Below are 12,902 nucleotides of genomic sequence, written 5' to 3' on the forward strand. Positions count from 1 at the left end.
GCGGCGCGACGCCCGGGTCAGGCTTTCTCGGACCCGGGCATGCCGGCGCGCGGCAGGTCGCCGCGCTCGCGCAACGCGACCAGTGCCTCGTCGAGCTGTTGGCCCAGCGTCTGCAGCAGGGCCTGCCACGCCTTCTGCAGTTCGGCCGATTGCATGCGCATGCCGCTCGACGCGCTGTCGGCCAGGCGAACCGCGCCCATGTTGCCGGCCGCGCCCTTGAGCGCGTGACAGGCGTCGCGGGCCGCATCCCAGTTGCCGAGCTGCGCGGCTTCCTCGAAGTCGACGAGGCACTTGCGGGCATCGCGCGTGCACTCGCCCAGGAACCGCTGCACGAACTGTTCGCCCAGCCCCATCTCGCGCAGCTCGTCGAGGATGTCCTGCGAGATCACGCCGCCTTCGGGTGCCTGCGGGACGCGCGCGGACGGTTGCGACGACGCGGGAGTCGCCGGCGCCGCCGCTGTCCCGAGTGCGATCTCGGCGAGCTTCTCGAGCATCCGCTCGATGACAATCGGCTTGGTGAGGTAGGCCATCGCGCCTGCCCGGATGCAGGCCTCGCGCGCCTCTGCGGTCGCATCGGCGGTCAACACGATGAACGGTGTGCGGCGACCGCTGCCGGCTTCCATGAAACGGGTCTGACGGATGATGTCCAGGCCGTCCGCGCCAGGCATGTGCAGATCGGTGATCACCGCATCGAACGTCTGCGCCTCGAGCGCGGTCAGCACGTCGTCGCCGTCGTTGACGATGTGCGGGCGATGCCCCGCCTTCTCGAGCAGGCGCCTGAGCACCATGCGATTGGCCGGCTGGTCGTCGGCGACGAGGATCCGCATCGGCTCCACGCGTGCGCGGTGACGCACGAACGGATCGTCGAAGGAGATGACGTTGCTGGCCGACGCGGGCGCCGCGGCGTCGCGCTCGACCACGCCCAGCGGAATCTCGATCCAGAAGTGCGAGCCCTCGCCCTGTCGACTCTCGACGTGGATCTGCCCGCCCATCTGCTCGGTCAGCCCCTTGGCGATCGTGGTGCCGAGGCCGGTTCCACCGAAGCGCCTGCCCAGACCCGTCTCGACCTGCTCGAACGCATCGAAGATGCCGTCCAGCGCTTCAGGCGGCATGCCGATGCCGGTATCGCGCACCGAGAACCGCAACTGCACGCGAGATGGCGACTGTTCGCCGTCGATGGCCTCGATCGACAGCGTGACCTTGCCTTGGTCGGTGAACTTGATCGCATTCGACAACAGGTTCACCAGCACCTGGCGCAGCTGGTTGCTGTCACCGTGCAGCAGCGTCGGCACCTTGTCGGCGACCTGGGCCTCGAACTGCAGGCCCTTGGCCAGTGCGCTGGGCATCAGCATCACCTGGATGCCGCGGACCAGTTCGGGCAGCGAGAAGTCCGCGTGGCTGCTGCGGAACTTGCCGGCCTCGATCTTGAAGATGTCGAGCACATCGTCGACCAGCACCTGCAGCGCCTTGGCCGAGGTCTGGATGACGTGCGCGCTGTCGCGCTGCTCGGCGGTCAGCGGCGTCGTCACCAGCAGGTCCGACATGCCGATGATGCCGTTGAGCGGCGTGCGGAATTCGTGGCTCATGTTGGCCAGGAACCGGCTTTTCGCCTCGCTCGCCGCCTTTGCCGCGCGCGTCGCCTCGGTGAGCGCACGCAGCAGCGAACTCAGATACAGCGGTACCGCGACCAGCCCCACCAGCAGGCCGATCGCGAGCGACAGGTTCTGCTGCCAGTACGGTGTGATCGCCACTGCAGTGCCGAACGTGACCACGGCGAAACCGATCGCGGCGTAGAGATAGCGCGGTCCGAAGCGCAGGCCGTTGCCGACGGTGACCCACATGATCACCACGTACAGCCAGGCCAGCAGGTCGCCGAGCAGGAACAGACCCACGCCCATCAGGCTGTAGTCCGCCACCATGCCCAGCACACGCCGCGGATGCGACACGCCCGGACGCCACAGCAGCCAGCCGAAGATGCCGAGCGCGACCGCGTACTCGATCGCGAGATAGGCCTCCGACAGCCACAGCGCGCGGGCGACCTCGGGCTTGCCGCCGACGAAGAGCTGCAGATAGGCGTAGATCACGACCAGCATGACCAGGCGCACGGTGGCCTGGCCGTGTTCGCTGTCAGAGCGGTCCGACAGACGCGCGCGCAGCCAGCCGATCGCGGCGTTCATCGCAGGCGTCTTACTGCAGCGGCCCGACGGGCCGACCGCCGAACTGGGCGCAGATGAGCTGCAGGCGCGGCACGTTGGCGAGCATCGCCTCGACGCACCGCGGATCGAAATGACGGCCGCTGTTCTCGCCGATGTAGGCCAGCGCTTCCTCGATCGACCAGGCACGCTTGTAGGGGCGCTTGGACATCAGGGCGTCGAACACGTCGGCGATCGCGACGATGCGCGCTTCCAGCGGGATCTGCTCGCCGGCCAAGCCGTCGGGATACCCGCTGCCGTCGTAGCGTTCCTGGTGGCGCAGCGCGATCAATGCACTGAGCTGGATGAAGCGGTTCTGGCTGTTGCTCAGCAGTTCGTAGCCGATCTGCGGGTGCTGGCGCATCTCCGCCGTTTCCTCGGCCGTCAGCGGGCCGGGCTTCATCAGGATGGCATCGGGAATCGCGATCTTGCCGATGTCGTGCAACGGCGCGGCAAGCTCGATCATCCGCACTTCGTCTTCGAACAGGCCCATCGCTTCGGCGACCATGCCGGCGACGGCCGCCACACGCTCGAGATTGGCACTGGTGCTGGCATCGCGATACGCGATCGCGCGCGCCAGCCGGGTGAGCGTCTCGCGCTCGCGCTCCTCGACCTCATGCATGCTCTTGAGCAGCCGCTGTTCGAGCGACAGCGCCCGTTGCTTGACCGACTCGGACTGCTGGCGCAGCTGCAGCAGGTTGCGGCAGCGCGCGCGCAGTTCGCGCGGACGCACCGGCTTGACCAGGAAATCGATGACGCCCGCTTCCAGCGCAGCCTGCCGGATCGGCTCGTCGCCGACCACGGTGACCAGCACGATCGGCACGTCGCGGTGCATCAGCGGACGACGGAAGCGGCGCGCGAACTCCAGGCCATCGACGACCGGCATGCGGTAGTCGAGCAGCAGCAGGTCGGGACGGTGATCGTCGCACCAGCGCAGCGCGTGCTCGGGATCGCCGAAGTCGAAGACCTCGAGCTCCGGGCTGATGTCCTCGAGGATGTGCCGCAGCATCGTCCGTGCGGACGTCTGGTCATCGACGATGACAATGTTCATGCGGCGGGTCTCCTCCCGGTTGCCCTGGCCCGCATCATCGCGGGCCATCTCCATCCGAAGCAAGTCCCGCGCCAGCGCCAGGAAAATTCCTACGCGCCGACGGGGCCCGATCCGATGTTAACAACGGCCGGAGCGCTTGCCGCCGGACGGCAGCAACTGCCCTCAGGCGTCGGCCTGCGGGCGCATGTACGGGAACAGCAGCACGTCGCGGATCGACGACGAACCGGTCAGCAGCATCACCAGACGATCGATGCCGATCCCCAGCCCGCCGGTCGGCGGCAGGCCGACCTCGAGCGCGCGGATGTAGTCGGCGTCGTAGTGCATGGCCTCGTCGTCGCCGCCCTCGCGGGCGTCGACCTGGGCGCGGAAGCGCGCGGCCTGGTCCTCGGGATCGTTGAGCTCGGAGAAGCCGTTGGCGATCTCCTTGCCGCCGATGAACAGTTCGAAGCGGTCGGTGATGCCGGCCTCGCTGTCGGACTCGCGGGCCAGCGGCGACACCTCGACCGGGTAATGGGTGATGAAGGTCGGCTGGATCAGACCGGTCTCGACGGTCTTCTCGAAGATCTCCAGCAGCAGCTTGCCCCAACCGTATCCGGTCTTGACGTGCACGCCCAGGCGCGCGCAATGCGCGGCGAGTGCCTCGCGGTCACGGCAGTCGGCGACGCTGATCTCTGGATTGAGCTCACGTACGGCTTCTTCGAGCTTCCAGCGCCGGAATGCAGGGCCGACGTCGATCGCGTTACCGTCCCATTCCAGCGCGGTGGTGCCGACCGCCTGCGCCGCGACATCGCGGATCAGGGTCTCGGTCAGGTCCATGACCTCTTCGTAGGCCACGTAGGCCTCGTAGAGCTCAAGCATCGTGAACTCGGGGTTGTGCCGGGTCGACACGCCCTCATTGCGGAAATTGCGGTTGATCTCGTAGACGCGCTCGAAGCCGCCGACGACCAGCCGCTTGAGATACAGCTCGGGCGCGACGCGCAGGAACAGATCGAGGTCGAGCGCGTTGTGGTGCGTGGTGAACGGCTTGGCCGCAGCGCCGCCGGCGATGTAATGCATCATCGGCGTCTCGACTTCGAGGAAGTCGCGGGTGTCGAGCCACTGGCGGATCGCGGCGATGATGCGCGAGCGCTTGACGAAGACCGCGCGCGCGTCCGGTGAGACGATCAGATCGACGTAACGCTGGCGATAGCGCTGCTCGACGTCGCTCAGGCCGTGCCACTTGTCGGGCAGCGGGCGCAGTGACTTGGTCAGCAGGCGCAGCGAAGACGCCTTGACCGACAGTTCGCCGGTCTTGGTGCGCATCAGCGTGCCTTCGGCCGCGACGATGTCGCCGACGTCCCAGCCCTTGAATGTGTCGTAGCGCTCGCCGAGCGTCGCCGACTGCAGGAACAGCTGGATGCGGCCGCTGACGTCCTGGACGGTCGCGAACGCGGCCTTGCCCATGACCCGCTTCGCCATCAGGCGGCCGGCGACGGCGACCTGCACCCCTTCGGCCTCCAGTGCCTCGCCGGTCCAGCGCTCGGCATCGCCACGCGAGGCCTGCAGCGCACCGGCTTCGTCGCGGCGACGGAAGTCGTTCGGAAACGCCACGCCCTGCCCGCGCAGCGCGGACAGTTTGCCGCGACGCTCGGCGATCAGGGCGTTCTCGTCGGCGGGCGTCTGCGGTGCGGGAGCGTCGGTCATGGGTGCGGTTCGTTGGTCTTCGAAGGGGAAATCATGCGCGACCGGAGCGGCCGGTCGCGCCGGGCCGACGCGGCGCGTCGGCGAATGGAGCGATCAGACGGCGTCAGTGCGTTTGGAACCCGCCGCAAGACCCGATTTCAGGCTGGCCTCGACGAATTCGTCGAGATCACCGTCGAGCACCTTCTGCGTATCGCTGCGCTCCACGCCGGTGCGCAGATCCTTGATGCGGCTCTGGTCGAGCACGTAATTGCGGATCTGGCTGCCCCAGCCGATGTCGGACTTGGTGGCTTCCAGCGCGTCCTTCTCGACGTTGCGCTTCTGCACTTCCAGCTCGTAGAGCTTGGCGGCCAGCATCTTCATCGCCGTGTCGCGGTTCTGGTGCTGGCTGCGGCCGGTCTGGCAGGCGACGACGGTGTTGGTCGGGATGTGCGTGATGCGCACCGCCGACTCGGTCTTGTTGACGTGCTGGCCACCGGCGCCGGACGAGCGGTACACGTCGGTGCGCAGGTCGGCCGGATTGATGTCGATCTCGATGTTGTCGTCGACTTCCGGCGAGACGAACACCGAGGTGAAGCTCGTATGCCGGCGGTTGTCCGAGTCGAACGGCGACTTGCGCACCAGACGGTGCACGCCGATCTCGGTCTTCAGCCAGCCGTAGGCGAACTCGCCCTCGACGCGCACGGTCGCCGACTTGATGCCCGCGACTTCGCCGCCCGACACTTCCATCAGTTCGGTCTTCCAGCCGCGGTTCTCGGCCCAGCGCAGATACATGCGCAGCATCATCTCGGCCCAGTCCTGGGCCTCGGTGCCGCCGGCGCCGGCCTGGATGTCGACGAAGCAGTTCGCCGAGTCGAGTTCGCCGGAGAACATGCGCTGGAATTCCAGCTTGTCGACCTCGACGGCGAAGCCTTCGACGTCGTCGACGACCGCCTGTGCGGTGTCCGCATCCTGTTCCGACTCGGCCAGCTCGAGCAGTTCGTTCGCGCCTTCCAGACCCTCGGTCAGATTGCGGATGCCGTTGACGGTCTTGTCGAGCGTCGAGCGCTCACGCCCCAGCGCCTGCGCGCGCTCGGGGTCGTTCCAGATGGTCGGGTCTTCGAGCTCGCGCTCGACTTCTTCCAGACGCTCGCGACGGGCGTCGTAGTCAAAGAAACCCCCTGAGCGCATCCAGCCGACCGCGAAGGTCGACGATGCGCTGGCGAACGGGATTGAGTTCAAGCATGGCCGATGACGTCCGGGGAAACCCACGATTCTAGCAAGTCCGCCCCGCGGCGTCCCCGCAGCGCGCGCCCGGCACGCCGCTTTGCCGCTAGAATCGCCGACGCCATTGGGGGCACTGGCAAGGGGATCGACCGGAATGAGGACGCGCGACGCGCGCCGCTGGCTACTGGCCGGCGCGATGATGTTCGGCTGGACGGCCGCGCAGGCGGCAGGACCGAACGCCGAGCCCGGCCACGCCCTGGCGGCGCAGGTCGAGCGCTGCTTCGAGCTGCGCGAGCGGCGGCCGGTCGAAGCGGTCGCGATCGCCCATGCCGCGCTGTCGGGCGAGGATCTGCCTGCGCCCGAGGCGATCAAGCTGCAGGCCTGTCTCGCGCGCGCCGCGGCGCTGACCGGCGATGCGCTGACCGCCATCGATGCGGTCGACCGGATCGAACGCCTGCTCGCCGTGTCGCCGCAACCGCCCGAATTCGCGCTGCGTGCGCTCTCCAATGCCGGCGCGGCGTTGCAGCTGGCCGGCGACGTGCCGCGCGCGCTGGCGCTGTACACGCGCGCGCTCGAAGCAGCCGAGACCGGCGATTCGGCGATCGCCCAGGTCAAGATGCTCAACAACGTGGGCAACATCCACAGCGAGGAGCTGGAAGCGTTCGACGACGCCACGCGCCTCTTCGCGCGGGCACAGGCGATCGCCGACGCCGGCGGACTGGCCGAGCCGGTGCTGCTGTACAACCAGGGCCTGAACCATCTGCGTGCAGGACGCGTGGCGGACGCGCGCGACGCATTCGCCGTCGCCCTGCCCCAGGCCGAGGCCATCGCGCTGGGCGTGATCGAACAACGGTCGCGCGCCGAACTGGCCGCGCTCGACGGCGCCGGCCTCGCCGCGCTGCCCACGCTGGCGCGCATCGCCGATGCGCAGCGCCGCGACGATCCCTCCGGGGCCGCGGTCACCCTGATGCGCATGTCGCGCCTGGCGCTGGAGGCGGGCGACGCGACGCAGGCCCTCGCCCATGCGCGTGATGCGGTCGAGATCGCCCGGCTCGGCGCGTTCCGCATCGAGTACCGCGATGCGATGCGCAACGAAGTCGCGGCCCTGCGCGCGCTCGGCGCGTTCGAGGCCGCGCTCGACGTGCAGCAGACACTGCGGGACGTCGAGGTGCGCGCCTTGCGCAGCCAGAACCTCGGTACGCTGGCCGGCCTGCAGGCACGGCTGGAGGATCGGCACAGTGCGAACGAGCTGGCGCGCCTGCACGACCAGCGCCGCGTCGACGTGCTCAACGCGCAGCATGCGCGCAGGCTGCGCAGTGCCGCGATCGCGGGTCTCGCGATTCTCGTCGTGCTGATGCTGGCCTTCGCCGGGTACCAGCGCCGGGTGAACCGTCGTCTGTACCGGCTCAGTTCGGTCGACAGCCTGACCCGTCTGCTCAACCGGGGCGCGGCCACGCATGCGTTGCGCGTGATGTCGGGCGCGGCGGCCGGCGCGGGGCGGCAGGTGGTGTTCCTGCTCGACGTCGATTACTTCAAGCACAGCAACGACCAGCACGGGCACAGCACCGGCGACGCGATCCTGGTCGAGATCGCGGCGCGACTGGGCCAGTGCTGCCGGCCGGGTGATCTGGTCGCGCGCTGGGGCGGCGAGGAGTTCCTGGTGGCCTGCCCCGCCCTGGATCTGCGTCGCGCCTGCGACGTCGCCGAGCGCCTGCGCGCGGTCGTCGCGAATGCGCCCTTCGACTTCGATGGCGGCCAGGCCGTGCTGTCGGTCTCGATCGGATTCGCGTGCTGGCCGACGGCGCCGCCGGTCGGCCTCGCGAAGAAGGACCGGTGGCGCGAGGCCGTGGACCTGGCCGACCGCGCCCTCTATGCATCCAAGCGCGGCGGCCGCGACGCCTGGACCGGACTGTGGTGCGATGCCGACGTGCTGGACGTCAAGGCCGTACTGCGTGATCCGGAGGCCGCGATCCGCGCCGGGCACGTCACCGCGGTGAGCAGCCGGGCGCCGATCGAATGGCGGGCCAGCGAACCCGGCAATGCCGCCCCCGGCTGGCAGGCGCGCGGCACCGCGGCGGATGGTGGACGGGAGTCCCCGGCGCCTGTTTGAGCGGCGCCGGAGATCCGGGTCAGCGACGCTCGAGCGAGATGCGGTAGCTGCCGCCGGTGTCACCGTCGACCGACGACGCCTCGACGACATAGGTGCCCGCATCGAGCCGCTGCGCGATGCGTGCGTTGAGGCCGCCACCGCCGTCGTCGTCGGTCGCCACGTCCTGCCCGTCACGGCTCAGGCGCAGGTAGCTGTCGAGATCGTCGGATTGCATCGTGATGGCGTATTCGCCCGCGCTGCGCAGGCTGAGCGTCCAGCGGTCGGTCATGCCGGGCAACAGCATCGCCTCGGCCGGACGGCCCGCCGCCAGCGTGCCGCCACCCACGTTGTCGGGCGCTTCCGACGCGGCGAATGCCAAGGTGTACAGACCGGCGCCGGCGGATGCGGCATCCGCGCGCACCGTGTACGCGCCCGGCTCGAGCAGCATCGAGATGCGCGAGTCGAGATTGTCGCCGCCGTCGTCGTCGGTTTTCTCCACGCCCTGGCCCGCCAGGTGCAGCAGCGGATCGATCTCCTCGCTGCGCATGTCGATGCGGACGACGCGGCGCGCCGGCAGCGTGAACGTGTACGCGTGCGCAGTGCCCTCGTAGAGGCCGGTCACCGTGCTGCCCACTTCCAGGGCGCCGCCCTCGCGCAGACCGCCTTCCGGCAGCGGACGCGCGGCCACGCGGATCTGGTACATGCCGTTGATGCGGTCGCTGCCGTAGCCCTCGGCCGTCAACGTGTAGGTGCCGGGCGCGAGGCGTGCGCTGATGCGCGCATTGCTGCCGTCGCCGCCGTCATCGTTGCTGAGCGACACGCCGGGACCGTCGAGCTTGAGCACCGAATCGAAATCGTCGGACAGCATGTCGATCGTGTAGAAACCGGCTTCGTCGATGCGCAGCGGCAGCTGGCGCCTGGCATCGGTCCAGTCGTTGATCGCCGCGCCCACACGCAGGGTTTCCCCGTTGTAGGCGTCGATCGCCGCCGCCTGCAGCGTGAACGGCCCGTAGGCGCTGGCGTCGACGCCGCTGACGGCGATCGTGTAGCTGCCGGCGCGCTTGGCGCGGACGACCAGGGCAGCCGCCTCGTTGTCCGGATTCGAGGTGGCGACCAGGTCGCCGCCGTGGAACGCGGTCAGCCGCCCGCGCAGCGCGCCTTCGAGCTTGAACGAGGCCACCTGGCCTTCGCGCAGGTCGATGCGGTAGAGCTGGCTGCGCGAGCCGTCCTGGTGGTTGAGGCTGGACCGGCTGGTGATCTCGCCGCGACGTTCGGTTCCCAGGGTCACGGATTCGGCGGCGTCGCCGGGGCCGGCGGCGTGCGCGGCGATGGGCGGTGCCAGGACCAGTGCGATGGCAAGGGCCAGCGTGTGGACAGTCTTCAAGAACGTCTCCCTGTACAGAAGTGGGCGGCATTGCATGGCAGCGGCCGCGGGCGCGCCGCATGCGCGGCAGCCCATTTTGCACCCCCATTCACGATTGCGCACGCGGTGCGCCGCGGACTCAGTCCCGGGCGAGCGGCTCGCGGTGCTCCACGACCAGCTGCACCGCATCGCCGCCGCGGTAGTCGTCCGGGGCGAGCCGATAGACGACGCGTTCGCGCGCGGCCGGTGCGATCTCGCGCCAGCCGCCGAAGTGGATCGCCGACAGCGGCTTCGGATGCCCGTCCGCGCGCAGGGTCAACTTGAGATGGCGGGTGCCGACCACGCGCCAGTCGACGACCGCGAACTCGCCATCGAACTGCGGCTCGGGAAAGCCCTGCCCCCACGGCCCGGCATCGCGCAGATGCGCGGCATGCACGATGTCGAATTCCTCGCCGCGCAGGGCGCCGTCGGTGAGTATCTCCGCGCGCAGCAGCGCGGGATCGAGCATCCGTTCGACCGTCGCGCGGAAGGCTTCGGTGAACGCGTCGAGGCGATCGCGCTGCAGGGTGAGTCCCGCCGCCATCGCGTGCCCGCCGAACCGTTCGACGAGACCCGGATGCGCCACGTCGACCGCGGCGAGCACGTCGCGGATGTGCAGCCCCGGAATCGAACGCGCCGAGCCGCGCAGCTGGTCGCTGTCGGGTTCGGCCGGCGCGAACGCGATCACCGGACGATGCAGCGCGTCCTTCATCTTCGACGCCACCAGACCGACGACCCCCGGATGCCAGTCCGCATCGAACAGGCACACGCCGGCGCTGGCCGGATCGACCGGCGGCTGACCGGCGACGGCGTTCTCGGCGTCGTCGAGCATCGACTGCTGCACCGCGCGGCGCTCGGCATTGATCTGGTGCAGCGTGTCGGCGAGATCGCGCGCGTGCGCGCCGTCGTCGCTGAGCAGGCACTCGATGCCGATCGCCATGTCCTCGAGCCGGCCGGCCGCGTTGATGCGCGGGCCGACCGCGAACCCGATGTCGGCCGCGGTCAGGCGCGCGGCGTCGCGACCGGCGATCTCGATCAGCGCATGGAGCCCGGCGCAGCCGCGGCGCGCGCGCAGGCGGCGGAGCCCGGCGGAGACGAGCGCGCGGTTGTTGGCGTCTAGCGGCACCAGATCGGCGACCGTGCCCACCGCGACGAGATCGAGCAGGCTGCCCAGATCCGCAGCGGCGGCGTGTGCATCGCCCTGACCCCGCAGCCGCGCGCGCAGCGCCATCAGCACGTAGAAGATCACGCCCACGCCGGCGAGCATCTTGCTGGGGAAGGTGTCGCCCGGCAGGTTCGGATTGACGATCGCATCGGCCGGCGGCAGCCCGGTGCCGGGCAGATGGTGATCGGTCACCAGCACGCGCCAGCCCAGCGCTTTCGCAGCTTCGATGCCGGCGTGGCAGGCGATGCCGTGGTCGACGGTCACCAGCAGCGACGGCGCCAGGGGCGCCAGCGATTCGACCAGCGCCGGCGACAGGCCGTAGCCATGCGTCACCCGATTGGGCACCGCGTGCACGATGTCGCGTGCGCCGAGCATGCGCAGCCCGCGTACCGCGACCGCGCACGCCGTCGCGCCGTCGCAGTCGAAATCACCGACGACGAGGATGCGTTCGCCGCTGGCGATGGCATCGGCGAGCAACACGGTGGCGGCGTCGATGTTCGACAGCCCGTCGGGGGGCAGCAGGCCGGCGAGCTTCGGCTGCGCGGCATCGAGATCATGCGCGCCGCGCGCGGCGTAGATCCGCCGCAGCAGCGCCGGCACGCTCGACGGCCAGTCCGCACCGACCGTGGCCTCGCGGCGGCGGATCACGGGCGCCTGCACGCTCAAGACGCGGCCGCCGGCGATGCGGCGCGCAGGCGACGCCAGACGCGCAGACGATGCCAGCGCCGCAACGTCAGCACCCGGCCGTCCTCGTCGTCGATCGAGAGCGTGCGCAGTTGCCCGCGTGCGAGCGCGGCGAGTGCCGGCTGCAGCCAGTGGGTCTGCAGGCGACGCAGATCGCGCTCGCCGACCAGATCGAACAGCATCGCGTCGTGCGGTTGCGGGAACGCCTGCGGCAGGGCCGCGACCGTCGTCGCACTCGCCGCGAGGGCACGCAGGGTGGGATCGTCGGTGTGGACCTGTGCCTGCACGCTACGTACGTGCACGCGCGCGTCCGGCAGCGGTCCGCCGCCCCAGAACCACAGGGCATTGACCGGAGGCATACCAGCCGCGACACGGCGCGCGTTCCACGGATGGTTGTGCAGGGTGATCTGCGCCTCGGTCGCGAGCGCACGCCAGCGGCGCGCCGCGGCGCTGTCGTCGTCGTGATCGGCGAGATCGGTGCCCAGGGCCTCGGACGGATCCGGGAATTCGGGCAAGGGACTCGCGCGCGGCACACGCAGGTACCAGCGCGCCGGATCGGGTGCATCGAGCGCGAAGCCTGCATCGCCGAACACCGGCTGCAGTGCGGGCAGCAATGCGTCGCAGTCTGCGCGGGTCAGGCCCAGCGTGTCGCCGTGGGCCATCAGGCGCACGCCGTTGATGTCGGGCCGCAGCCAGGCGGGATCGGCGCGCAACCAGGCACTGTCCGATCCGCCGGCATCGCCCACGTCGACCTGCCGCGACAGGGCCGCGAGCGGCCAGGTGCCACCCGGCAGTTCGATGTGCCGGGCGAGCTGCGCGCGCCGACCGGCTGCCCGTGACGCGCTGTCGGCACGGCCGAGCGCGCGCGACACGTCCGGGTGCCAGCGCTGCGCGCCGAAGCGTGCCGCGGCGGGCAACAGGAACGTGGCCGAGTCCACCCGGGCGCGGCCTGGGTTCAGCCGACGTACTCGACGCTGACGATGTCGTACTCGCGCGAGCCGCCAGGCGCATCGATGCTGATGCTGTCGCCCTCGTGCTTGCCGATCATCGCGCGCGCCACCGGCGAGGAAATCGCGATCAGGCCCTGTTTGATGTCGGCTTCGAGGTCGCCGACGATCTGGTAGCGCTTCTCTTCGTCGGTCTCGGTGTCGGCGATCACCACCGTCGCACCGAACACCACCTTGTCGCCGGCATTGAGCTTGGCGACGTCGATCAGGTCGGCGTGCGACAGCTCGCCTTCGAGCTGCTTGATGCGGCCTTCGATGAAGCTCTGCTGCTCGCGGGCGGCGTGGTACTCGGCGTTCTCCTTGAGATCACCGTGGGCACGCGCTTCGGAGATCGCTTCGATCACCGCCGGGCGCTTGACCGACTTCAGTTCTTCGAGTTCTTCGCGCAGGCGCTGGGCGCCGCGCAGTGTCATGGGTGCGCGCATG

The 12,902-nt window shown here is 69.8% G+C and carries 9 protein-coding genes; 1 reads left to right on the forward strand and 8 read right to left on the reverse strand.

What is annotated here, in order from left to right:
- Positions 1 to 17: 17 nt before the first annotated feature.
- The 4 genes from CURTO8I2_RS13855 to prfB form a co-directional block, all read right to left on the reverse strand.
- Positions 18 to 2,177, reverse strand: a complete 2,160-nt coding sequence (locus CURTO8I2_RS13855) for an ATP-binding protein (protein ID WP_159681841.1) — start codon at positions 2,175 to 2,177, stop codon at positions 18 to 20.
- Positions 2,178 to 2,187: 10 nt separating this feature from the next.
- Positions 2,188 to 3,243, reverse strand: a complete 1,056-nt coding sequence (locus CURTO8I2_RS13860) for a two-component system response regulator (protein WP_159681842.1) — start codon at positions 3,241 to 3,243, stop codon at positions 2,188 to 2,190.
- A 162-nt stretch (positions 3,244 to 3,405) separates the two neighbouring features.
- Positions 3,406 to 4,926 (reverse strand): lysine--tRNA ligase, encoded by a 1,521-nt coding sequence (gene lysS / locus CURTO8I2_RS13865; protein ID WP_159681843.1) that lies wholly within the window; start codon positions 4,924 to 4,926, stop codon positions 3,406 to 3,408.
- Between the two features lie 93 nt (positions 4,927 to 5,019).
- Positions 5,020 to 6,148, reverse strand: a protein-coding gene (prfB, locus tag CURTO8I2_RS13870) for a peptide chain release factor 2 (protein ID WP_159681844.1) whose coding sequence is annotated in 2 segments (ribosomal slippage) — positions 5,020 to 6,072 and positions 6,074 to 6,148 — 1,128 coding nt in all. Because the reading frame shifts where the segments join, the coding sequence is not laid out codon by codon here.
- Between the two features lie 135 nt (positions 6,149 to 6,283).
- On the opposite strand from prfB, the gene CURTO8I2_RS13875 reads away from it, so the two are divergent.
- A complete protein-coding gene (locus CURTO8I2_RS13875) occupies positions 6,284 to 8,239 on the forward strand; it encodes a GGDEF domain-containing protein (RefSeq protein ID WP_159681845.1) in 1,956 nt (651 codons plus the stop codon).
- 19 nt (positions 8,240 to 8,258) lie between these two features.
- Here CURTO8I2_RS13875 and CURTO8I2_RS13880 read toward each other — a convergent pair whose 3' ends face one another.
- The 4 genes from CURTO8I2_RS13880 to greA form a co-directional block, all read right to left on the reverse strand.
- On the reverse strand, positions 8,259 to 9,602 hold the full coding sequence (locus CURTO8I2_RS13880; protein WP_159681846.1) for a hypothetical protein: 1,344 nt from the start codon (positions 9,600 to 9,602) through the stop codon (positions 8,259 to 8,261).
- A gap of 118 nt (positions 9,603 to 9,720) precedes the next feature.
- Complete coding sequence (gene recJ / locus CURTO8I2_RS13885) at positions 9,721 to 11,433, reverse strand: single-stranded-DNA-specific exonuclease RecJ (protein WP_236551166.1); 1,713 nt, start codon at positions 11,431 to 11,433, stop codon at positions 9,721 to 9,723.
- A 14-nt stretch (positions 11,434 to 11,447) separates the two neighbouring features.
- On the reverse strand, positions 11,448 to 12,407 hold the full coding sequence (locus CURTO8I2_RS13890; protein ID WP_159681848.1) for a phosphoglycerate mutase: 960 nt from the start codon (positions 12,405 to 12,407) through the stop codon (positions 11,448 to 11,450).
- Positions 12,408 to 12,424: 17 nt separating this feature from the next.
- Positions 12,425 to 12,901 (reverse strand): transcription elongation factor GreA, encoded by a 477-nt coding sequence (gene greA / locus CURTO8I2_RS13895; RefSeq protein ID WP_159681849.1) that lies wholly within the window; start codon positions 12,899 to 12,901, stop codon positions 12,425 to 12,427.
- Position 12,902 lies beyond the last annotated feature (1 nt).

It is taken from the genome of Luteimonas sp. 9C (genome assembly GCF_902506295.1).
Classification (GTDB): domain Bacteria; phylum Pseudomonadota; class Gammaproteobacteria; order Xanthomonadales; family Xanthomonadaceae; genus Luteimonas.